Source organism: Paenibacillus bovis, from assembly GCF_001421015.2.
GTDB classification, from domain to species: Bacteria; Bacillota; Bacilli; order Paenibacillales; family Paenibacillaceae; genus Saccharibacillus; species Saccharibacillus bovis.
In genome coordinates, this window is record NZ_CP013023.1 from 1,830,963 (window position 1) to 1,854,720 (window position 23,758).

The 23,758-nt window shown below is 48.6% G+C and carries 15 protein-coding genes and 1 pseudogene; 13 read left to right on the top strand and 3 right to left on the bottom strand.

Annotated features, from left to right (window positions below):
• The first annotated feature begins 152 nt into the window (after window positions 1-152).
• The 4 genes from AR543_RS07805 to mmsB all read left to right on the top strand — a co-directional run bounded on the left by AR543_RS07805 (window position 153) and on the right by mmsB (window position 5,573).
• The gene (locus AR543_RS07805; protein ID WP_060533287.1) at window positions 153-1,136 is read left to right on the top strand and encodes an aldo/keto reductase; all 984 of its coding nucleotides are present in this window, start codon (window positions 153-155) and stop codon (window positions 1,134-1,136) included.
• A 302-nt stretch (window positions 1,137-1,438) separates the two neighbouring features.
• Window positions 1,439-2,539 (top strand): multiple monosaccharide ABC transporter substrate-binding protein, encoded by a 1,101-nt coding sequence (chvE, locus tag AR543_RS07810; RefSeq protein WP_060533289.1) that lies wholly within the window; start codon window positions 1,439-1,441, stop codon window positions 2,537-2,539.
• Between the two features lie 21 nt (window positions 2,540-2,560).
• On the top strand, window positions 2,561-4,096 hold the full coding sequence (gene mmsA, locus AR543_RS07815; protein ID WP_060533291.1) for a multiple monosaccharide ABC transporter ATP-binding protein: 1,536 nt from the start codon (window positions 2,561-2,563) through the stop codon (window positions 4,094-4,096).
• Window positions 4,097-4,358: 262 nt separating this feature from the next.
• Entirely contained in the window at window positions 4,359-5,573 is a 1,215-nt protein-coding gene (gene mmsB, locus AR543_RS07820; protein WP_174703733.1) for a multiple monosaccharide ABC transporter permease, read from the top strand.
• 123 nt (window positions 5,574-5,696) lie between these two features.
• Here the strand turns inward: mmsB and AR543_RS24055 are convergent, their stop codons facing one another.
• Window positions 5,697-5,906, bottom strand: coding sequence for a hypothetical protein (locus tag AR543_RS24055; RefSeq protein WP_158523943.1), 210 nt, complete (start codon window positions 5,904-5,906; stop codon window positions 5,697-5,699).
• Between the two features lie 219 nt (window positions 5,907-6,125).
• On the opposite strand from AR543_RS24055, the pseudogene AR543_RS07825 reads away from it, so the two are divergent.
• The 3 genes and pseudogenes from AR543_RS07825 to AR543_RS07840 all read left to right on the top strand — a co-directional run bounded on the left by AR543_RS07825 (window position 6,126) and on the right by AR543_RS07840 (window position 10,648).
• Window positions 6,126-7,033: pseudogene (locus AR543_RS07825) on the top strand (ABC transporter permease).
• A gap of 983 nt (window positions 7,034-8,016) precedes the next feature.
• Window positions 8,017-8,904 carry a carbohydrate ABC transporter permease gene (locus tag AR543_RS07835; RefSeq protein ID WP_060533293.1) on the top strand — a complete coding sequence of 296 codons (888 nt, stop codon included), beginning with the start codon at window positions 8,017-8,019 and terminating at the stop codon, window positions 8,902-8,904.
• A gap of 85 nt (window positions 8,905-8,989) precedes the next feature.
• A complete protein-coding gene (locus AR543_RS07840) occupies window positions 8,990-10,648 on the top strand; it encodes an extracellular solute-binding protein (RefSeq protein ID WP_418304221.1) in 1,659 nt (552 codons plus the stop codon).
• A gap of 243 nt (window positions 10,649-10,891) precedes the next feature.
• On the opposite strand, the gene AR543_RS07845 is transcribed toward AR543_RS07840, so the two are convergent.
• Both AR543_RS07845 and AR543_RS07850 read right to left on the bottom strand, forming a co-directional pair.
• Complete coding sequence (locus AR543_RS07845) at window positions 10,892-11,932, bottom strand: ketopantoate reductase family protein (RefSeq protein WP_060533296.1); 1,041 nt, start codon at window positions 11,930-11,932, stop codon at window positions 10,892-10,894.
• Between the two features lie 13 nt (window positions 11,933-11,945).
• Window positions 11,946-12,686 (bottom strand): acetoacetate decarboxylase, encoded by a 741-nt coding sequence (locus AR543_RS07850; RefSeq protein WP_060536691.1) that lies wholly within the window; start codon window positions 12,684-12,686, stop codon window positions 11,946-11,948.
• A 156-nt stretch (window positions 12,687-12,842) separates the two neighbouring features.
• Here AR543_RS07850 and AR543_RS07855 point away from each other — a divergent pair, with 156 nt between their 5' ends.
• From AR543_RS07855 to AR543_RS24240, 6 genes are all read left to right on the top strand, one after another.
• Entirely contained in the window at window positions 12,843-13,730 is an 888-nt protein-coding gene (locus AR543_RS07855; protein ID WP_060533298.1) for a LysR family transcriptional regulator, read from the top strand.
• 169 nt (window positions 13,731-13,899) lie between these two features.
• Window positions 13,900-15,786 carry a cache domain-containing sensor histidine kinase gene (locus AR543_RS07860; RefSeq protein WP_145953906.1) on the top strand — a complete coding sequence of 629 codons (1,887 nt, stop codon included), beginning with the start codon at window positions 13,900-13,902 and terminating at the stop codon, window positions 15,784-15,786.
• Between the two features lie 2 nt (window positions 15,787-15,788).
• Complete coding sequence (locus AR543_RS07865; RefSeq protein WP_060533303.1) at window positions 15,789-17,354, top strand: response regulator; 1,566 nt, start codon at window positions 15,789-15,791, stop codon at window positions 17,352-17,354.
• Window positions 17,355-17,530: 176 nt separating this feature from the next.
• Window positions 17,531-20,398 (top strand): CHASE3 domain-containing protein, encoded by a 2,868-nt coding sequence (locus AR543_RS07870; protein ID WP_060533305.1) that lies wholly within the window; start codon window positions 17,531-17,533, stop codon window positions 20,396-20,398.
• A gap of 309 nt (window positions 20,399-20,707) precedes the next feature.
• Window positions 20,708-21,748: a hypothetical protein gene (locus AR543_RS07875; RefSeq protein ID WP_060533307.1), complete on the top strand. Its 1,041-nt coding sequence runs from the start codon at window positions 20,708-20,710 to the stop codon at window positions 21,746-21,748.
• Window positions 21,749-22,250: 502 nt separating this feature from the next.
• Entirely contained in the window at window positions 22,251-23,723 is a 1,473-nt protein-coding gene (locus tag AR543_RS24240) for a hypothetical protein (RefSeq protein WP_060533309.1), read from the top strand.
• Window positions 23,724-23,758 lie beyond the last annotated feature (35 nt).

Sequence of the window (23,758 nt, forward strand, 5' to 3'; positions counted from 1 at the left end):
CCGGCTGGACGACCAACTATATCCATAGCCGGCCGAATCCTGAATCAACAGGTAGACGAGCAGCCGTTGAATAAAGATAGCGCATACATGCTTTTGTCTGCTACAATATTGCCGCTGGAAACTAATATGGCATCATGAGGGAGGTACCATCTATGAATAATCGTCCGCTTGGCAAAACAGGACTGCAGGTTAGTGAAGTCAGCTTTGGTACATGGGCTATCGGAGGATCATGGGGACAGACCGATGAAGCAGAATCCCTGCGTGCACTCGACAAGGCGATGGATGAAGGTGTGAACTTTTTTGATACTGCCGATGTGTACGGCGATGGCAAAAGTGAGCGTCTGCTCGCCCGTGCGACCAAAGGCAAGGAAGACCGTATCCATATCGCTACCAAGTTCTGCCGTCAGGGTGATATCGCCGATCCGCAGACCTACTCGGAGCAGCAGGTTCGCCAGTGGTGCGAAGACAGTCTGCGCCGGCTGGAGCGCGATACGATCGATCTGTACCAGATCCACTGCGCACCCTTCGAGATTCTGAAGCAGGGCGCCGTATTCGAGGTACTCGACAAGCTGCAGCAGGAAGGCAAGATTCGTGCGTACGGGGTAAGTGTAGAGACCGTGGAAGAAGGATTATTCTGTCTGGAGCAGTCCGGCGTGCAGGCGCTGCAGATTATTTTCAATATTTTCCGGCAAAAGCCGATCGCCGAACTGCTGCCGCGTGCCGCAGAGCGTGGTGTCGGCCTACTCGTTCGTCTGCCGCTGGCCAGTGGCCTGTTGACAGGCAAATTCTCGGCAGATACCCAGTTCGAAGCGGAAGATCACCGCAACTTCAACCAGAATGGCGAAGCGTTCAACGTAGGCGAGACATTCGCCGGACTTCCTTTCCGCAAAGGGGTAGAGCTGGCCTCCCAGCTCGATTGGATCGCTAAAGGACGCGGCAATATGACCCGTGCTGCTCTGCGCTGGCTGCTGGATTTCCCGGAGATTACCGCCGTTATTCCAGGCTTCAAAAATGTGCGTCAGGTCGAAGACAATCTGGGTGTATTGTCGGTCAAGCCATTCAGCCCGGAAGAACACGAGCGTCTGCGGAAGTTCTATAACGAGCAGATTCATGAGCATATTCGCGGAGCGTATTAATATGAGCCGTGACGACGATACAATAAACTATCGTAAATGATTACAAAAAAAGCAGGCGGACTCTTCGGAGTTCGCCTTTTTGTTGTCGTCTGTTTCTCCGACACCTCATTTTTCGAAAGTATCGGCACAATTACATTTCTCGGCATACTCATTTTCCAATATAAGTCGGATTTTTATAAAAAAGGTCGTATAAGTGAAAAGACGGCTGGCGATGTGGAATGCTATTATGCTTAAAGAAAGCGTTATCAATATAATTTTAACCAAATAATATTCATCGTAATGGACAGAAAGGAGCGTCTCTAATGAAACGGGGAATAATGCTGATACTGGTTACCCTGATGGTATTTACCCTGAGTGCCTGCAACCTGGCAGAGAGCAGCAGCGGCAGCAGTGATAAGGGTTATATCGGTATTGCGATGCCAACCAAGTCGTCTGCACGCTGGGTCGCGGACGGGGAGAATATGGTCAAGCAATTCCAGGCCAAAGGATACAAGACGGATTTGCAATATGCGGAGGATGTGGTCGAGAACCAGATTTCGCAGATTGAGAATATGATCACCAAAGGCGTCGATGTGATCGTCGTTGCGGCGATTGACGGCAATACGCTCACCGATGTAATCGGCAAGGCGCATGCCGAAGGCATAGCAGTGATCTCTTATGACCGACTGATCATGAATACGCCAAACCTAAGCTACTATGCGACCTTTGACAATTTTAAGGTCGGTGTACTTCAGGCTTCGTATATTGAAGAGAAGCTCGGCCTCGATAAAGGCAAAGGCCCGTTCAATATCGAACTGTTCGGCGGATCGCCGGATGATAACAATGCGTACTTCTTCTTCAACGGAGCGATGTCTGTACTTCAGCCTTACATAGACTCCGGCAAGCTGGTCATTCAGAGCAAGCAGACCACTATGGCGCAGATCGCTACACTCCGCTGGGATGGATCGCTCGCTCAGGCACGGATGGACAATCTGCTGAGTGCCTACTATGGCAGCGAGAAACTGGATGCGGTGCTGTCACCGTATGACGGTATCAGTATCGGGATTATCTCTTCACTCAAAGGCGTAGGTTATGGCTCTGCCGATAAACCGCTGCCGGTTATTACCGGACAGGATGCCGAGCTGGCTTCGATCAAATCGATCGTATCCGGCGAACAGACACAAACCGTGTTCAAAGATACCCGCAAGCTGGCTGAGAAAACCGTCGGCATGGTCGACAGTATCCTCAAAGGCGAGAAAGCCGAAGTCAATGATACCAAATCCTATAACAATAACGTGATGGTCGTACCGGCTTACCTGCTGGACCCTGTATCCGTAGATAAATCAAATGTGAAAAAAGAAATTATCGAAGGCGGCTATTACACCGAGCAGGAAGTATACGGCGACGAAGCACCTGCAAAATAAACAGAAAGGGGCAGAGCAACCATGTCCGATATCATTCTGGAAATGAAAGGTATTACCAAGACATTTCCCGGCGTCAAAGCCCTGGAGAACGTAAACCTCAAAGTACGCAAAGGCGAGATTCATGCACTTTGCGGCGAGAATGGCGCAGGTAAATCGACCCTGATGAAAGTACTGAGCGGCGTATATGGTCACGGTACCTACGAAGGCGACATTATTTTTGAAGGCAAAACCTGTGAATTCAAAGGCATCAAGGACAGTGAAGAGCTGGGTATTGTTATTATCCACCAGGAGCTGGCGCTGATCCCGTATCTGTCGATTGCCGAGAACATTTTCCTCGGCAATGAACGGCAAAAAGGCGGTGTCATTGACTGGAACGAGACATTGCAGCGTACCCAGGGACTGCTGGACAAAGTGGGTCTGAGCGAATCCCCGAACACACTGGTTACCAATATCGGGGTCGGCAAGCAGCAGCTGGTTGAGATCGCCAAAGCCTTTTCCAAACGAGTGAAATTGTTGATCCTCGATGAGCCGACAGCAGCACTGAACGAGGATGACAGCGAGAATCTGCTGGAGCTGATGCTGGGCTTCAAGAGCCAGGGAATCTCCTGCATCATCATTTCCCACAAACTGAATGAAATTGCCAAAGTCGCCGATTCCGTCACCATTCTGCGGGATGGACAGACCATCGAGACACTCGATATGCACAAAGATCAAGTGACTGAAGATCGTATTATCAGCGGCATGGTTGGTCGCGATCTGACACACCGCTATCCGGAACGTCAGCCGAAGATCGGCGAAGTGACACTGGAAGTGAAAGACTGGAATGTCTACCACGAGCATCATGCCGACCGCAAAATGATCGACAACGTCAATCTGAATCTGCGGCGGGGCGAGATCGTCGGTATCGCCGGTCTGATGGGCTCCGGTCGTACAGAGCTGGCGATGAGTATCTTTGGCAAATCCTATGGCAAAAATATCAGCGGTACCCTGATCAAGGACGGCAAGGAAATCCGTAATAATGACGTGACCCAGGCGATCAAAAACGGATTCGCCTATGTCACCGAGGATCGCAAAAATTACGGTCTGATCCTGCTCGATGATATCAAGCGCAATATCTCGCTGACCGGTCTGGAGAAGCTGACCAAATCCACGGTCGTGAATGAACACGAAGAAGTGTTGGTCGCCGAAGACATGCGCGGACAGATGAAAATCAAAACGCCGAATATCCTGCAGAAGACCAGCAATCTGAGCGGTGGTAACCAGCAGAAGGTTGTACTGGGCAAATGGATCTTCTCCGGTCCGGATATCCTGATTCTCGATGAGCCGACGCGTGGTATTGACGTTGGTGCCAAATATGAGATCTATACGATCATCAACCGATTGGCGGATGAAGGCAAAAGTATTCTGGTTATCTCTTCCGAGCTGCCCGAGATTCTCGGCATCTGCGACCGCATCTATGTGATGAATGCCGGCCAGATCACCGGCGAAGTAAACCGCGCTGAAGCGACCCAGGAAAAACTGATGACCTACATGACCAAACACAAAGCCAAGATATAACGACCAATTATCAACTATTTATTAACTACCTATATTACTAAAGGGTTTGACCTGCTCCATTCGACATTCCCCGCACGTAGCGGAGATAAGGGAATCATGCCAGAGACCGAATTAAAGAAGGGATATTTACCGCTGCAAGCGGTCATTCCAAATATCCATTCTTTACCGGAGGCCGCCGGCATGATCCCTTACCGAAGCGGTGCCTACTTAGTACGAAGGGTCAGAGCAAACCCACTATTCCATTCGAAAGGGGCTAACCAGCATGTCCAGCATAACCAAGCCGGCAAAAGGCAACGATAACGACAAAGGAAATGCATTCAGCAGGCTGTTCAAAGGAAATATCCGTCAATACGGTATGATTATTGCACTCGTATTCATTATGCTGTTGTTCGAAATTCTAACAGGAGGTCTGCTGCTCAAGCCGATCAATATCACCAACCTGATTTTGCAAAACAGCTACATACTGGTGCTGGCGATCGGGATGGTACTCGTTATTATCACCGGGCATATCGATCTGTCGGTCGGTTCGATCGCCGCCTTTGTCGGAGCGATCTCCGCGATCTTTATGGTCAACTGGCAAATGAATCCGGTACTCGCCGTGATCCTGTCCATCGTTATCGGCGGATTGATCGGCGCATGGCAGGGATTCTGGGTTGCGTACGTGCGAATTCCCGCCTTTATCGTTACCCTCGCCGGGATGCTGCTGTTCCGTGGTCTGACAATGGTCGTGCTGGAAGGGCAGTCGATCTCGCCATTCCCGAACGGGTTCCAGAAAATCAGTTCCGGTTTTGTACCTGACTTTACCAATGCCGCGACGAATATTGTAGCGATTATCGCCGGTATTGCGCTGTCTGTACTGTACATTGTAACCGAGCTGCGCAACCGTGCTTCCCAGCGCAAATACAACTTTGCGACCGGTTCACAGGGACTGTTCATCGCCAAGCTGATTGCAGTCGTTGCGATCATCAACCTGTTTACCTTTGTACTGGCAAGTTATGCAGGGATTCCAACGATCCTCGTTCTGCTGTTCCTGCTGATCATCATCTACTCCTTTGTAATGAATAAAACCGTCATGGGTCGTCACGTCTATGCAATCGGTGGTAATGAAAAAGCAGCCGGACTGTCCGGTGTCAAAACGAAAAAAGTAACGTTCTGGGTATTTGTAAATATGGGCGTACTCGCAGCGATTTCCGGTCTGATCTTCGCAGCACGTCTGAATGCAGCCACACCTAGAGCGGGTACCAACTTTGAGCTCGATGCTATCGCAGCCTGCTTTATCGGCGGCGCGTCCGCTTCCGGCGGGATCGGAACCGTATTCGGAGCCATCATCGGTGGTCTCGTTATGGGCGTACTGAACAACGGTATGTCTCTGGTCGGTCTCGGTATCGACTGGCAGCAAGGTATCAAAGGTCTGGTACTGCTTTTGGCAGTAGCCTTCGATATCTATAACAAGAACAAAGGTACAAGCTCCAACTAATATCCCAAATATGCAGTACTGAATAACACACAAATACACTCCAGAATAAGATAGGTAGTCTGTACAATCAGACAGCATCTTATTCCAGAGTGTATTTTGTATATGCTGGCAAAGTAGCATCATTTAAATTGTATTGTTGGATTTATGTGCTTGCATGTAGTTATAGATAGCAGCTATAGGAGTGGAAATAGTTACTTTGCAGCCACGTCCTTTTTGATCCCAATGTAAGCGAATATCATGAAATATTTGTTTACGAGTTTCTTGATCTGAAATCAACTCTGCCATCTCTTCTAAATGATCTTGTAATTGATACACTTCTATTTCTCTCATCATTTATCATACCGAAATCAAAAACAATAAATGACCTGACCCGAAAAATGAGACATCCAAAACGAAATATGGAACCTTATAACTCTCCTGACATCTGGGTATAATTAAACCCATAAATGTAATCGCTTACATAATTCTGGGAGGAGAGGATACATAATGGAGACCGAGGTGAAGACCCGCCCGGATGCGAAGCGCAAGACCAGCACTTCCACGTCCGGAGGAATGCGCAGATGGTTTCGCCGCTTGTATACCCAGCGCCATCTGCAGGTCATGGCGCTGCTCGGTGTAGTCTGGATGCTCGTATTCAACTATATTCCGATGTACGGCATCATTATCGCTTTTAAAGAGTTCAATATCGTCGAAAGTATCGCAGCTGCACCATGGGTAGGTCTGGAGCATTTCCGTGCCTTTATGGAGGACGAGAATCTGCCGGATGTGATCCGCAATACACTCGGCATCAGCCTGATCAAGCTGTTTATCGGCTTCCCGCTGCCGATTCTGTTTGCACTGTTCCTGAACGAACTGCGTTCAGTCCGTTTTAAAAAATCAGTACAGACTATCTCGTATCTGCCGCATTTCCTGTCTTGGGTTATCCTGGGGGGATCCTGACCACCTGGCTGGCGGATGTGGGTGTAATCAACAGCGTGCTGATGGCGCTGCATTTGATCGATCAGCCGATCTCGTATCTGGCAGAGCCCAAGTATTTCTGGTCGATCGTCATTATCTCGGATATCTGGAAAGAACTCGGCTGGTCCGCCATCATCTATCTGGCTGCCATGTCGAGCGTTTCCCCGGAAATGTACGAAGCAGCCACGATCGACGGCGCCGGACGCTTCCAGAAAATGTGGTACATCACCCTGCCGGGTATCCAGAGCACAATCGCCATCCTGTTCATCCTGGCGGTCAGCGGTGTGCTGAACTCCAACTTTGACCAGATTCTGGTGCTGCGCAACTCCCTGAACGAGAGCGCCAGCAACGTGATCGACATTTACGTCTACCAGACCGGTCTATTGTCCGGACGATTCTCCTATTCCACCGCAATTGGACTCATCAAATCCATTATTGCGCTGATTCTGCTGCTGATAGCGAATCAGGTGACCAAGCGGCTGAACAACACTTCGCTGTTCTAAACGCTATGCGGCGTGGGAACGATTTGTACATGCTGGGCTGGCTGGCGATGATCGAAGTCGGAGATTTGAAAAGAGGCTGTGTCTGGCACAAGCGCTCCGAAATTGGATTTGTCTTCTGCCCTCCGTTAAGATCCGATATCCCTGAATTCCGCTTACAGCGGAGGATATCCGATCTTAAATGAGGCCGCTCCGCTGCTGAATACAAATTCCAATTCCTCCGCTCCGTACAAGGAGGACAGGATGTGCTTTTTAGAAAGTGAGCCGATCATCAAAATCTAACGAGAATCGAAATCCAGTTTGAAGATTAGGATTCCACTACAAGTATTTGTAGCAATAAAGATACAAGTGATGCGGTTATCAGCCATTACAGCTGCATAGCCGCTACCAGCTAGCCATCTTTACCATAAACAAAAAAATCCCAAAAAAGCACTGGACACAGCTCAATATTCATTCACAATTAACCAGCAACCAGCAACCAGCAACCAGCAACCAGCAACCAGCAACCAGCAACCAGCAACCAGCAACCAGCAACCAGCAACCAGCAACCAGCAACCAGCAACCAGCAACCAGCAACCAGCAACCAGCAACCAGCAACCAGCAACCAGCAACCAGCAACCAGCAACCGCTAGCACCAACTAATCAATAACACCAATCCATCTCCACCACCAATAGCACCACCCAATAATCCCTGTAACTCTCCATGTTTCCCATGTACAACCCCAAAAACAGCTTGCAGAAGCCTTTGCGTATGGGGCAGGAGAGGCGTGGGTGGGGTGAGGCACGGAGCGGAGGGAAGGGAATTGGGGAAAAGGGCGACATTTAAGCCTGGATATCCACTGCTTTACCCCATTTCAGGATATTCAGGCTTAACCGGAGCCCGTTCCCCAATCCCTTCCCGCAGCGCTCCCCTCACCCCAACCATCCGCCACTCCACCACGCAAAAGCGCCGAAAGCATATCCCCCAAAAGAAAGGAGCAAGTGTGATGTTAAATGCAGCCCGCCGCACACGCGGCGAAGCGATATTCGATACCTGCAATATGATTCTGATGCTCGTGATCTGCTTTGTGACCCTGTATCCCATCTGGTATGTGCTGATCAATGCGCTCAATGAAGGCACCGACGCGATGCGGGGAGGGATTTACTGGTGGCCGCGTATCTTCAGTCTGGAGAGTTTCCGGGCGGTATTCCAGAGTGAGGGCATTATGCAGGCGATGTGGATCACGGTCGCCAAGACGCTGATCGGTACTGTCATTCATGTGTTTTTTACCGCGATGGTCGCTTATGCCTTGTCCCGCCGTGGATTGATCGGCGGCAAGCTGTACATCTGGCTCGGCACCGTAACCCTGTTTTTCAGCGGTGGCTTGATCCCGACGTTCCTGCTGATGAAGGATCTCAATCTGCTGGATAACTTTCTGGTCTATATTATTCCGGCGATGTTCAGCTTTTTCGATCTGATTATCTTCATGACCTTTTTCCGCGAGATTCCCGAAGGACTGGAGGAAGCGGCACGGATTGACGGCGCGAATGACTGGTCTATTTTCCTGAGAGTCGTACTGCCTGTCTCCATGCCGGTTATTGCCACAATCGCGCTGTTCCATGGCGTGTACCAGTGGAATGACTATTTTACCGGGATGATCTATATGAACGATACGACTCTGCAGCCGATTCAGACGTACTTGTATCGTGTGGTCGCCGAATCCAGCTCCAACCAGATGCTGGCAGCTGTACCAGGCGGAATTAACCGGTCGGTTACCTCCCAGTCGATCAAGCTGGCGACAATGGTAGTTACGACGCTACCGATTGTATTCGTCTATCCGTTCCTGCAAAAGTATTTTGTCAAAGGCATGATGATCGGCTCTATCAAAGGCTGATCTGCCCAAGATCAATGAATCACTATTATGCTATAGCAATCGATCCGTTAATCGTTAAACACAGAGAGGGGTAATCTGCATGAAAATGAAAGCTTCCCGATGGTACAAACCGGCGCTTGCGCTAATAACCGCCACTATCCTGACAATGACCACTGCCTGTTCCTATTTTGGGGGTAGCAAAAGTGCAAGTGAAGGTAGTAACGCTACACCCGTCAAGCAGGCATCTGCCAATGAACCGGGCTGGAAAGTGGATACATCACCGATTACTTTTGACTGGTATATGAACTTCTCCTGGTATACCGGTAGTGATTGGGGCAAAGACCCAACAAGCCAGTATATTACCAAAAAGACCGGTGTCAGCCTGAATTTTATCGTTCCGGCAGGTAATGAGAACGAGAAGCTGAATACGATGATTGCATCGGGCAAGCTGCCTGATTTTATCACCCTCGCCTGGGGAGAAGATGCTGTCAAAAAAATGATCGAAGGCAAGCTGGTACTGCCGCTGAATGAACTGGCCAAGCAGTACGACCCTTATTTCTTCAAAGTGACCGATCCGGCCAAGCTGGCCTGGTATACCCAGCCGGATGGCAATGTGTACGGCTATCCAAATGCATCTTCTTCACCGGAAGACTTTGAGAAATACGGAGAGAACTACGTCTCCAACCAGGTGTTTGTTGTCCGCAAGGATATGTATGAAGCACTGGGCAAGCCGGATATGCGTACTCCGGAAGGCTTCCTGAAAGCACTGGAAATGGCCAAAGAGAAATTCCCGCAGGTGAATGGTCAGCCGCTGATTCCGCTGGGTATGCATGAATTTACCGAGAACGGCAACTACTCGCTGGAAAGCTATCTGCAGAACTTCCTGGCCTTGCCGATGGAAAAGGACGGCAAGCTGTATGACCGCACCACCGATCCGGAATACATCCGCTGGCTGAAGACGCTGCGCCAGGCCAATCAGGAAGGACTGCTGGCCAAGGATATCTTTATCGACAAGCGTTCACAAATGGAAGAGAAAATCGCACAGGGACGCTATTTTGCAATGCTGTATCAGCGCAGCGATTTTAACACCCAGCAGAATGCGCTGTATGCGAGTGATCCCAACTCGGTCTATATTGCAGTAGACGGTCCTTCCAATGCCAAAATGGATCAGCCGGTACTGAGCGGCCCGGTTATCTCGGGCTGGACAGTGACCCTGATCTCCAAAGACGTCAAGGATAAAGCACGGGCGATCCGTTTCCTCGAATATATGATCAGCGAAGAAGGACAAAAAGACATGTACATGGGCGAAGAAGGCGTTACCTATGACATGGTGGACGGCAAACCGCAATTCAAGCCAGATGTGCTCAAAACGCTCAATAGCGATCGATCGGCTTTTGATACCAAGTACGGTGCTTCCCATAAATACTGGATGCAGATGAATACGAATATTACTGACCAGTGGAAGCCGGAAAGTGTAGAGCCGTTCAAGCAGATGGAAGAGTGGACCAAAGGCAAAACGGTCAGTCGCTCCGAGTTTGACCAGCTCAATCCGACCGGTAACTCGCCGGAGGGTATTATTAATACGAAAATCAGTCAGCTATGGGGCAAAACACTACCAAGACTGCTGCTGGCTTCCTCGGACGCCGAGTTTGACCAGATTTTCCAGGACTACTTGAACAAACGGGAAGAATATGGATTTGCCAAAGTACAGGCTTATCAGCAGGCTGAGTATGAGAAAAACCTGGCCAAGCTGAAAGAAAAATAATACAGCACGGCTCCTATAGGATCTACTATACGATTATCTTCCAGGCTAGTATACGGGTATCGTTCACCAGACAGATAGCTGGGTACAGTCAAGTAACAACAGCTACCATCACACAGCAGCAAAAAGACCGCCAAAGCAGTGAACTACACTGCTTTGGCGGTCTTTGTTGTTGTATTGTACAGATCCATAATCTATAGGATCGCATAGATCCCGTTTCGATAGGAATCCCGATCTTGCATGATCTTACATTACCTTTTGCATACGCAGCAGCTTTTCGAATGCCTGGATATTGGTATCAAAATCAGGCACACTCTGCGCTTCTTCTGCTGCCTGAACCAGTTGAACGACCAGATCATTGAATGGAGTCGGAATGCCTTTGTCCCTGGCGATATCCGGCACAACTCCATTGATATACTTGATTTCGGTTTTGCGTTTCTTTTCCAGATCCTGCAGCATGCTTGCTTTTAGCAGACGGGAAGGTTCCATCACCATACGGAACGTTTGAATTCTGCCGGGAATATCTTGTTCGCTGTGCAGTTCCAGGGAAGCGATATCGAATCCTCCCATTTTGGCAAAAGTAACATCGGCCGCATGTCCTGCCTTGATCGTCTCATCGGCAATATGAACCGCACTGGTGATCGCTGTCTCATGATCCAGAATATCGCCATACTCTCCGTTCAGTGCTGCCGACAGACCGCTAAAGGCATTGTTGATCAGCAGCTTCGACCATTTGGTACCTACCAGATTGTCAGAAACATGGGTTCCGCCTACCAGTTCCAGCACAGATTGAATGCGCTGAATCCGTTCGGTCATTTCACCATTTAGCTCACCGATCTGAAAAGCATAATTTTTGAACTGGGTATATTCGGTAGTCAATCTGGAGACGCCCGGTTCTATAAAGGTCGCTCCAAATTCCACCGAGCCTGCAATAACGCGCTGCTCGCCAACGATGGCAGCCACGTTTTGCTCGGGAATTCCGTTTTGCAGCGAACATACCACACTATCTTCATTCAGGAAAGGCAGCAGCTCCTGCAAAACTACATCGTTATACAGCTGCTTGGTCAACAGCAGCACCAGATCATATTTTCCTGATTTATGGTCTGGAATCACCGCTTTGACAGGAGCTGCGAATTCGGTTGTGCCGACTACTTTGGCACCTGTCTGATTCAGGGCATCTACATGTGCCTGATACGTATCGATCAATTCAATATTTACACCGCCGGCGCTCAGATACGCTCCGACGATCGTTCCGAGGGAGCCTGCTCCCAGTATAGCAACTCTCATCTTGTGTTCCTCCTTATTTATTCTCCAGATAGTTATAGACCGGCTGTGCGGCATTCAGGGTTAGATCGGTCAGGATATGAGACGCCGAGACAATCTCCCTTACCGGCAAATCAGCCAATGGGGCAAGTGCGTGTTCGAACAATTGCAGTCGGGCCGGGCCGCTCCAGGCGCCTTTGACGGTGATATCGGTAATCTGGGTGCGGACCAGATCGCATATCCGCAGCTCCCCTGCATAATCGGTAGCGATTTTCACCATAAAGGTCGGTCGGCAGATTTCCTGTCGTGCCGCTTCCTTGTCCATCTCAAAATGCTTGAAGCCCATTGTGGCTGTGGCTACACGCAGACTGCCGTAGTCCAGTGTGCCGACCAGCGTATCGGAATCGATATACAGCTTGGGCGCACCCAGCTTTTTGGGATAGGCGGTAAGTTCGCGTCCGCTGGCTATAGCCGGAAAGTTATCTACATACATGGAGTGGACATAATCGCCATCTTCGCCGTTGTAGCGAACCGGAATCACCTGTCCGGCTTCGGTATAAGCACCCAGTCCGGATACATCCGGCATCCACATGATTTCGAATTTCACCAGAGGGTCTACAATTTCCAGCGGTTCCGGAACGACTTCACGCAGTGCTTTTTCATCAGTACGATAAATAATATTCAGATATTCACGATTTACGAATTTGTAGGTTGGAACAGGGTAAGCCGGTGCTGTTAATGGAGTGTTGAAATTTTTGAAAATATTATTCATATCCATCTTCATCAGGACACGCTTCCTTTCACCCGTTTATTTGCTGTCAGAGACAGTAGTAGTTGTGATACGATATGTTTATTTTACGTCTTTATTTACATATAATCTAATACATAATAAAGTATAACTACATTTATCAGAATAAATAAGGAGCTGTTATCGATGGAACTGCTGCAGTTAAAATATTTCCAGACCGCTGCGTATACGGAGCATATTTCCAAAGCGGCTGCGCAGCTGAATATTGCCCAGCCTTCCCTGAGCCTAACGATCAAACGATTGGAAAATGAGTTGGGAACCAGCCTGTTCATACGCAAAGGAAGAAATATTCAGCTGAGTGCTTCCGGCAAAATTCTGCTCAAGCATGTAGACCGGATTTTTATGGAACTGGAAAATGCACAAAAGGAAATACAATCCGAGGAGCAGCTGATTACCAATACGATCCGGATCTCTATTTCCAATCCGCGCTTTCTCTCCAGACTGATCACCGAATATATCAATCGCTATCCGGATGCCCAGGTGCAGCAGGGGATCAAAATGAAAAGCGATATCATCTCCTGTCTCAAAAAAGGAGAAATTGATCTAGGGATTGCAGGTCATCCGACCGAAGACGAGGAAATCGAGAGCTGCCTGCTGGTCGATGAGGATATTGTGCTGGTTCTGCCTGTGAATCACCGACTGGCCGGACAATCGGAACTTTCACTGGCTGAAGTCGCACATGAGCCTTTTATCTCGCTTGCCGACAACGAGGAATACAGTGAATTTATCAAAAATCTGTGTGAACAGGCGGGCTTTGTCCCAAACAGCATTTTCGAAGTAGATTCGTATCTGCTCTCGGAAATTATCAAGGTCAACCAGGGCGTTACTTTGCTGCCGATTTCGGTCTGCAGACAGCTCCAGCTGGATTATGTTCAAATCGCCGATTTATCGCCTTCTTACTCGGTCAGTCTGTTCTGGGTAAGAGATAAATGGCTGTCCGATGCAGCCAGCAGCTTTCGCGATTTTATTATTCAGTACTATCGGGACAATCATGACATGTTCAAACTTCCTTAATAGTGAATAAGCTGTATTTTCCTGTTCGGGCAGACTCAGCTGTTGCCGCACCAAGATCAGAAGAACAGCCCAGATCTGTCCATAATTTTTTGCTCGTTTTATAATATATTGAGTTACAATAAAGAATATAATGTAAGCGCTTATATAAATAGGGAAGGAAGCTGCCGGTTTGAATTCATTGCGTAACAGGATACAGGAGATGTTCAGGCGCCTGAATGGACTATCGCTGCAAATTAGGTTGATTGTCGCCTACATCGTTGTTATTTTGCTGCCTACGGCAGGTATTTCCTATTATTCTTATCAGCAGATTAATACGACGTATATACAGGATACCCGTCTCAAAAGTATCGATACCCTGCAAAACGAAAAGCAGACTATTTTGACACAGATCGAGACGATGGAACGTGCCGCCCAGCTGGCCGTGTCGGACAAGGCAGTCATTCAGTACCTGACAGAGGATGAGGATGCTTCTACAGCCGAATTGATCGAATTCAATAACAATTCGTTTGCCCGTCTTGCCCAGATTCAGATTAATAATCCGGCGATTCTGCATCTCCGGCTGTATAGCAACAGCCCCAACACTTATGAGATCTGGCCGATTATTCTGCATGAAGATCGTACTGCCAATGCTCCATGGTACGGTCTGGCCAGAGGATTGGGCGACCGGGAAGCCTGGTATATGCAGCGAAGTGATCTGTCGCTCGATCAGGCTGACGGCAATCGTGTACTGGAACCCGATCCGCCCAAGCTATCGCTGCTGCGGGAGCTGGAGCTGCCGCGTGGTCATCATGCAGGCATGATCCAGGTAGATATGCGGCTGACCGATCTGGCTCCGCTGACGTTTGGACAGACGCAGGAAGAGAGCTCGCGTATGCTGCTGCTGGATGCGGGAGGCGGTCATATATCGTCTTATACGGAACAGAATCTGTATACCAAGCTGGCCGATCGGCTGCTCGCTACTGCCGATTCACAGAATAGTTCTGCCGCGGAATTGTCTGCCCAGTACAGAGCCGATGGGCAATCTTATCTGCTGACGAGTATTCCGGTAGAGCGGCTTGGTGCGCGGCTCGTCTATGCGGTATCCCTGGAGAAAATGCTGCAGGATACCGGGAGGGCACGTAATCTGATTATTCTGGCAACCGTGGGCTTTATCGTGCTGGTCTCGCTGATTACGTATGTGGCCAACTCGCTGATTCTCAAAAATCTGCGTAAGCTGACACAGGCGATGCAGCAGATGCGCAGAGGCGAATTCCCGCCCGTGGTGCAGGTGGACGGCGGCGGAGAGATCGGAGAGCTGGCGTACCATTTTAACCGGATGAATGGAACGATCAATGGATTGATTGCCCAGGCAGTGCGCAAGCAGGCTCTAATGAAAGAAGCCGAGCTGCGGACGCTGTACAGTCAGATTGACGCCCATTTTCTGTACAATACATTGGAAAATATCAAAATGCTGGCCGAGATCGAGGATCAACGGCAGATCTCCGACGCCCTCACATCGCTAGGCGGCATGATGCGTTATAACTTCAAGTGGACCGGCGAATATGTGAAATTGGAAGAAGAGCTGCGCCATATCCGCAATTATATCGATGTAATGAATATCCGCTATGATGACCCGGTAGAGCTGGAGCTTGATATCGCGCCGCCTGATAGGGAATTGATGCTGCTCAAAATGTCTTTGCAGCCGCTAGTAGAGAATGCTTTTAAACATGCCTGGGATGAGTCTGCAGAAGTACGCTATTTGCTGATCCGTTCTGTGCAGCGAGAAGATGGAGTCATAACGATCATAGTCCAGGACAACGGAAAAGGCATTCCGGCTCCGGAACTGGAACAGCTGCGTGCACGTATACGTGAAGCAGGAATCCGGCAGGAAGAGCTTCATGATGAACGGATAGTACAGACACCTAACACCGCAGGTATCGGTCTGCAAAATGTAGAGCGGCGCATACGATTATTTTATGGAGAACAATATGGACTGCAGATTCATAGTATTGCCGGCTTGGGTACACAGGTGGAGCTGATCCTACCCAAACGAATTCAGGCAGGAGGAGGTAGCTAAATATGAGACAGTTATTGATCGTGGATGATGAGAAGAATATCCGGCAGGGGCTGCAGGTGATGATTGAACGTGAATTTCCCGGCCAATATGAGACGTATGGTGTTCGTAACGGTCAGGAGGCATTGGAGCGGCTGCAAGTACAGCCGGTAGATATTCTTATCACGGATATCCGTATGCCGGTGCTGGATGGAATCGGCATGCTGGAACAGCTGCGCGCGATGAGACAATCTATAGTACAACCCTGTGTCATTGTATTGAGTGGGTATGATGATTTTGAATATGCCAAAGCCGCGATCCGGTACCAGGTACGCGAATATATGCTCAAGCCGATCCGTCGGGAAGATTTGTTTGAAGCGCTGCAGCGAATTAGTGAAGAACTGCAGCAGCAGGATCTGGTCGATCGCCAGCTGGAGGAAGCTGCCCGGTATCGACAGCAGCAGCAGGAAGAGCAGCTGTCTGCTCTGCTGTATGAGTATCCTGTCGAAAACAAGCTATCTGCCGAATCTGTAGCAGCGCATATGCTGCCCGCGGATTATCATGTCTGTGTATTTCAATACAGGGATATCCACGGTCAGGTGGTCAACCGTCAGGAATTAAGGTTGCTGCTGGAACGATTGGCTGAACAGTCCCTATGCGCCATAGTAGAACTGCATGACCAGGAGGGACGGCTGGTCTGGATCGTGCCTGAACAGGAGCGGACACTGCTGCAGTCACTCGCTGAAGCAGCTGACCGCAGAGAAGTGCCCGGATTGCAGTTTGGTGTAAGTACGAAAGGACAGGGAACCGAGCAGCTGGCACAATGTTACCGGGAAGCTTGTACAGCGCTGGAGCAGGGCTTTTTCTATCCGGGATTCTACCTACTAAGTTATGAACCTGCCAAGGCAGGAGCGGTTCGACTGGAACTGCCGGAAGAGCAGATCCGGCTGCTTGGCAATATTCTTGGTACGGGACGTAATCAGGAGATCAGCAGCAGATTGCAGGCTATTTTTCATATGGATGATCTGCACGGACTCACTGTCCATTATGTAGAGGAAGTATCGCGGCAGATCAACGAATCGATCATGGATGAGGTATTCCGTCATTATGGCGAACCTTCTATCGAAATTATACGATTGTATCAGCGAACATGCAGCCTGCAGCGTTACCGGTATTTCCGGGAATATTACCGGGATCTGGAGAGTCTGCTTATTTGTCTGGATGACTATATCAGTAAGCTTCGGCTTGTACACAGTGAACATCGCCAGCTGCGCGAGGCCGTAGAATTTATTCATGCCCATTATGATCGGCCGCTGAATATGGCCATGGTCAGCAATCATGTATCGCTGAACTACTCCTATTTCAGTGAAGCGTTCAAAGCGTATACCGGCGAGAACTTTGTCCTGTATCTCAAAAAGGTACGTATCGGCAAAGCCAAGGAATTGCTGGCAGACAGCCCCTGGAAACTGTCGGATATTGGCGAAATGGTGGGCTTTGAGAATACACGGCATTTCTCCCGTGTTTTTCGCGAACTGGAAGGCATTCCACCACAGGACTATAGGGCCAAAATTCAGCTGCGCTCTACAATATAGCCTGAATCAACCGACATATTAATCATACCTAATTATGAAATATATGGAAAAATATTTACTTATTGATTATCCGTTTGCAATATAAATTATTTGAAGTAAAATAGTTGGGTAACCAACAAAATCATCTCTGTATATTGCAGAGTGACGAATATGGAGAACATACTGGAGGCGTTCTTGTGCTTAGAAGCGCAAAGTGGAGTATACGCACCAAGATTGTAGCCGGTTATATTGTCATTATCCTGTGTCTTGGCCTTGTATTGACGATGATGTCCAGCCGGATGAGCCAGCTGGAAGCAGAGAATCGTTACATCAATGATCATGATCTGGAAGTGCATAATCTGACCAACGCACTGGAGAAGCATGTGCTGGATATGGAGACCGGACAACGCGGATATGCGCTGACGGGCAACGAGAATTATCTGACACCTTATAATGATGCTGCCGTGCAGTGGGAGTCGGACTATAACGAGCTCTATTCTCTGGTAGCGGATAATTCTCTACAGCAGAGTAATCTGGGTACGATCAAGACAGGTATTCAGACATGGATTGATGAAGCAGGCGACAAAGTCATTGATCTCAAGCGTGAAGGAAATACCGCTGCAGTAACGGAGTTTTTTGCCAGTGACCCTGGCAAGCAGCAGATTGATCAGCTGCGTACGGAGCTGGATGCATTCCGCAACAACGAGAAAATGCTGACGGCCGCACGAATCGAGAATACCGCAGCCAGCAATGAGCGGCTGCTGAATATCATGATGGTACTGTGGGCGGTACTGGCTGCCGTATCGATTGCTACCGCACTACTGATCTCCAACCGTATCGTACGTACGATCAAGGATGTTACCGAGACGGTAAAGGATATTGCATCCGGTGGTAATCTGAACAAACGGGTAGAGATCAAGACTGCTGATGAAGTGGGCGATCTGGGCGAAGCTGCCAATGAACTGCTGGATCATGTGCAGCATGAGAACTGGGTCAAGGATCAGATCGCTGTAGCGGCTACCAAGTTCCAGGAATCGACGGATATTCATGTGTTGTCCTCGGTTCTGCTGACCAAAGTAAACAAATGGTTCAAAGCGCCTTATGGGGTCGTTTATGTCGATCAGGGCAAGGAAGACTGGAACAAAACCGCTTCATTTGCTGTAGAAAGCCATGATGCGGATATCGCTTTGCAGCATATTCGGCAGGGAGAAGGACTTGCCGGTCAGTGTATTACCGAACGGCGTGTGCTGGAAATGTATCCTTTGCCGGCAGGTTATACCAAAATCGTCAGCTCCGGACTGGGTAGTACCGAGCTGCAGGCGATGATCGCGGCTCCGATTATTTTTGAAGGCAAAGTTATTGCTGTAGCCGAGTTCGCACTCGTTAATCCGTTGACTGCCGAGGAGCACACACTGCTCCAGCAGCTGATCGATATTTTTGCGGTCACCCTGAATTCGGTGAAAATGCGGATGGAAGTCGAACAGCTGTACAGGGATTCCCAATCGCTGAACCACGAGCTGCAGGTTCAGTCGGAAGAACTGCAGGTACAATCCGAAGAACTGCAGGCGCAGACCGAAGAGCTGCAAATGCAGGCAGAAGAACAGCAAATACTCAACGAACGTCTGGAGCAGGGCAAGCTGGCTGCCGAGAGTACAGCGATCGAGCTGGACAAATATGCTCAGCAACTGCAGGTGAGCTCGCGCTACAAATCGGAGTTCCTGGCGAATATGTCGCATGAGCTGCGTACACCACTGAACAGCATGCTGATCCTGTCCCAGATTCTGTCGGAGAACAGCAGCAATACACTCACCTCCAAAGAGCAGGAATATGCGTCGATCATTCATTCTTCCGGTAAGGATCTGCTGAATCTGATCAATGATATTCTTGATCTGTCCAAGGTGGAAGCAGGCAAAATGCAGATCGAGATCAATCCGATCAGCATAAGCTCCATGGCAGAGCAGATGGAGCGCAGCTTCAAGGAAACAGCATCCCTGCGGGACCTGTATTTCAAAGTGCATGTAGAAGACAATGTGCCGGATATCATCTATTCGGATGAACTGCGCATTCAGCAGGTCCTGCGTAATCTGCTATCCAACGCATTCAAGTTTACCCAGACCGGCGGCGTCACGATGACTATCGAAAAAGTCGGCCGGGTGCAGACGTCTGAATATCAGAGCAGTCAGCCGATGATCGCTTTTAGTGTCAGCGATACGGGTATCGGTATTTCTGCCGAGAACCGTCAGGTGATTTTTGAAGCGTTCCGTCAGGCGGATGGTGCGACTGCCCGCAAATATGGCGGTACCGGTCTTGGACTGTCGATTTCTTCCCAGCTCGCTCATCTGCTCGGTGGAGAAATCAATGTCGAGAGCAAACTGAATGAAGGCAGTACCTTTACCTTCTATATTCCATGCGCGGTTACCGATCCGCATACGGAGAATGAGATGTTTGACCTCAATGAACCGATGCATCTGAACCGCACGGTATTTATGGAAGAAGGCAATATGGTATCGGCGGATTCTTATGAGCATTATACATTTGCCTACGAATCCGAAGTACGGGAAACAGAACTGGTAGAAGAAGAAATTGCACTGGCCGAGCGGACGACGACTTTTGAATCCGTCCAGGAACTGCTCACTCCGCAGCCGCCAGCAGAAGCCCAGGAAATACTGGCAGGCAAAAAAATTCTGATCGTTGATGACGATATTCGCAATGTCTATGCGCTGACCAGTATGCTGGAGCGCTACAATATGAATATTGTTATTTCCCAGAATGGCCGGGACGCCCTGGAAATTCTGCATATGGATCAGCATATCGATCTGATCCTGATGGATATCATGATGCCGGAGATGGATGGCTATGAGACGATGAAAACGGTCCGCAACCTGTATGGGTATGCCGATGTACCAATTATCGTATTAACTGCCAAAGCAATGAAAGAAGACCGTGAGAAAAGTATTCAGGCTGGAGCTACAGATTATATGAGTAAGCCGCTGCAAATGCAGGAAGTACTGCAGCGCATCCGCTACTGGCTGCACCAGACCAATGTACGATATTCTGCACGTTAATACATTATCAGCGAAGTTTGCGTGATCCCCGGATCCGCAAACTTCTTTTTTTATGGACAATTGGCTAAAAATAACGTTAAATATACAAAATGACTCAGTTAGTTATTAAAAAGTTTGAATATCATCCGATAATACATTTGTAGGTCTAAATACCCTATAAAAATAATGAATAAATGGGTTTAAATGACTACAAAATGGGGTGGGTGAACGGAATCTTTATGACTTTCCATTATCTGAACAGGGGTTGGATAATAGATAGACCATAGGGTAACCCACGTCTGGCCAACATTACTGAAAGGAAGAATCTGTATGAATATAAGCTCTGCCGTTAATTATCCCTCTGCCGGTACATCCTCTTATTATCCCAAAAATACAGTAAGTACTGAATCGCAGTCAGATACTGCCACTACTGCAGGGATCGAAGATCCACAGCTACAGGCTGAAAAAGCCAAAGAGCAAAAAGCCAGGGATCGCAAAGCGGAGGATCAGAAGAATCAGGATAAGCAGGCTGAAGAGCAAAAGCTCCAAAAGCAGGCACATTACAAAAAAGAAGATCGCATCAAAGAAACCAAACAGAAAGATAGCGATCAATTCCTGCAAAATCAGCAGCAGCAAAATGAAGAAAGTAGCGAGATCGCTTCGGATATGCTGGCACAAAACGCCTATATTCAGATGGGCGCGCAGGCTAATCTGCCGATTACCAAAGACAATTACGAGGAAGCCATCAAGCATCTGGCAGCTCGCGGTTTCCAGGTCAAGCTAGAAGAAGACAAACTCAGCATCTCGTCCAGACTGCATCAACTCAAGCTGGAAATCAGCAAAGAATCGTATAATCAATATGTAAATACGACATCCCGTTCGGCTGCAGAAGAACAGACAGATAATCAAACTGCCGAACCTGTCGCTGATTCATCCACTATAGTTACAAGCAATCACTCGTCGGCAGGTACTTATACGCCACCACCGTCTGCAGTTTCAACAGCCAGTGAACCGAAAGGCAATACAGCAAATGCAGAGCCATCTCCGCAGCCTGTAACCCGTACAGAAGCAGCAAATGATAGTAATGGTGCATCGACAACACAGGAAGAATCTACAGCCGCTGCATCTGCCGCTCCACCACAGAATGAGCCTACGCCTGCTGTATCTGCCGCTCCATCGCAGAGTGATTCTACACCTGCTGCATCTTCCACTCCAGCACAGAGTGATTCTGCAGCTCCTGCATCTACAGGTACAAGCAGCAGTCCGACTTCGACTCCATCGACCACATCGACCACCGATAGTCCAACCGCCGCAAGTGCAACGAAAGGTACAAATAATGGCAAAGCCACATTGGTACCGGGTCTGCTGTAATTTATAATTAGAGTCACTATAGTGCTACAGTGTAGCTGTATAACAATAATTGTATACCCTATGTATTTCAGGCCTCATACCGTTCCTTTGGGACAGTATGAGGCTTTTTTGTTTTGAAAATTAGCTAGGTCTTTGTACCCTTATTAAATGCTGAGAAAGAAACCGGAAAAACGACTTTTCCAGAAAAATGCGCCGTCATTTTTCGACTTTTGGATTGCGTAAGTATGTATAAATTATTAAAAGAGAGATTGAAAACGAAAATGTAAGTTTCCAAACCCTTGTCTATAAAGGGTTTTACAGCATATTATCAAAATTGGTTAATAATTACAATTTATAGACTAAAGTCCCTTGATAACCAACTGGATAAATAGTAAATTATTACCAATATAAGTAGAACGATATACCTGTTATGTATATTCATTAGAAATTGACAATCCATCATATCTTAGTCGCCTATCCAGGATCGAATTTATATATTAACAAGACAAAGGAGAATGACCCCATGAACATCACATCTACAGCAAGCTACAATGTTGGCAATTCCATGCGTCCATCCTACATGTCCCAGCAGCAGGATATGGCAGATCCAATCAAGGTTAATCCAACGGATACAGGCGTAGCAACAGAAGAGAAGATGTCCCCTGTCGAGCAGAAAATGGAAGATAAAAAGCAGTACCGTGAAGAAATGAAGCAAAAAGAAAGACGCGAAACCGACCGCGACGAGTTTTTTGACAAGCAGCAGCAAAGAAACCAGGAGATCGCTACCCATATGAAGGAAGCGCTCACCAGTCATAATTTTTACAATGTTGGTAATGATCATGATCTAGCCCTGACCAAAGACAACTACGAAGAGACGGTTAAAGGTCTATTTAACAAAGGATTTACCGTGCAGTCAGACGACAGACAGCTCACGATCACTTCCAAGCTGCATCAGTTGAAGCTGGAGATGAGCAAAGAATCCTATAATAAATATGTAGAGCTGGCCTACGGTCAGAAATTTGCGGAACAGGTGACAGGTACCAGCTCTGCCGACAAGAAGTCTTCTGCTGTTAACAGCGCAGGCATCTATACGAATCAAATTGGCAGTGCGGCAGTTAAAACCGCCAGTGCCGCAGCAACTACAGTTGGCTCGGTAATGAACGGCACCCTGCAGAGCGTATCCTCTTCATCTCTTGGTATCAAAGTAGAGAGTCAGGTATCCGGTGTAACCGAAGCGCTCAAAGTCGAAACCTATACACCGCAGCATCAGAACGAAGCTGCAGCCGCTCAGCCACAACCGGTAAATACAACGCAGGAAACGGCAGCGAGCCAGCCGGCACCTTCCAATTCGACAACGCAAAATACTACAACATCCAGCTCCGGTACAAACGAGAGTACAACATCCACAGCCTCGACCAGTAATACAGGCCATACCGCACCTGCTGCAGAGCCTTCTTCCTCTGCAACAAGCAGCAGTAATCAAACCAGTCCTGCTCCGGCTTCTACAGCCACTACGACATCTGAGCCAGCACCTGTAGTGACAACAAGCCCGGCGCCAGTATCTACTGCCACTAACAGTCCAATAGCGGCGGCACCGGTAGCAGCATTTACTACTACACCAACGAGCAGCCCGACAACCGTACCAACAAGTACAACAACCAGCCCGGCATCAACCACTGTTGCACCAGCAAGTACCAGCACAACAACAGTACCAACCAATACTACAACTACAGCACCAACCAGCACTACAACAACACCGACAAGCGCTACGACAACAACCGTAGGCACGACAGCACCGACAAGTACAACAACAGCACCAACAACCGCAGGTACAACAACACCGACAAGCACTACAACAGCCGCAAGCACAACAGCACCAACCAGTACAACTGGTACACTGGCAGGTGTCGTCAATACTACAGTAACAGCGACAACCAATACCCTGAATACCACAACTTCCGCAACCAAGAATCTGGTAGGTGGACTGCGTAAATAAGATGAATCGTTCCTGTCCCAAAAAAGCCTGTATCT

Bases quoted from the DNA above. Each gene is read 5' to 3' on its own strand.
- AR543_RS07805 (WP_060533287.1), top strand. From the start codon at position 153: ATGAATAATCGTCCGCTTGGCAAAACAGGACTGCAGGTTAGTGAAGTC.
- chvE (WP_060533289.1), top strand. From the start codon at position 1,439: ATGAAACGGGGAATAATGCTGATACTGGTTACCCTGATGGTATTTACC.
- mmsA (WP_060533291.1), top strand. From the start codon at position 2,561: ATGTCCGATATCATTCTGGAAATGAAAGGTATTACCAAGACATTTCCC.
- mmsB (WP_174703733.1), top strand. From the start codon at position 4,359: ATGTCCAGCATAACCAAGCCGGCAAAAGGCAACGATAACGACAAAGGA.
- AR543_RS24055 (WP_158523943.1), bottom strand. From the start codon at position 5,906: ATGATGAGAGAAATAGAAGTGTATCAATTACAAGATCATTTAGAAGAG.
- AR543_RS07835 (WP_060533293.1), top strand. From the start codon at position 8,017: ATGTTAAATGCAGCCCGCCGCACACGCGGCGAAGCGATATTCGATACC.
- AR543_RS07840 (WP_418304221.1), top strand. From the start codon at position 8,990: ATGAAAGCTTCCCGATGGTACAAACCGGCGCTTGCGCTAATAACCGCC.
- AR543_RS07845 (WP_060533296.1), bottom strand. From the start codon at position 11,932: ATGAGAGTTGCTATACTGGGAGCAGGCTCCCTCGGAACGATCGTCGGA.
- AR543_RS07850 (WP_060536691.1), bottom strand. From the start codon at position 12,686: ATGGATATGAATAATATTTTCAAAAATTTCAACACTCCATTAACAGCA.
- AR543_RS07855 (WP_060533298.1), top strand. From the start codon at position 12,843: ATGGAACTGCTGCAGTTAAAATATTTCCAGACCGCTGCGTATACGGAG.
- AR543_RS07865 (WP_060533303.1), top strand. From the start codon at position 15,789: ATGAGACAGTTATTGATCGTGGATGATGAGAAGAATATCCGGCAGGGG.
- AR543_RS07875 (WP_060533307.1), top strand. From the start codon at position 20,708: ATGAATATAAGCTCTGCCGTTAATTATCCCTCTGCCGGTACATCCTCT.
- AR543_RS24240 (WP_060533309.1), top strand. From the start codon at position 22,251: ATGAACATCACATCTACAGCAAGCTACAATGTTGGCAATTCCATGCGT.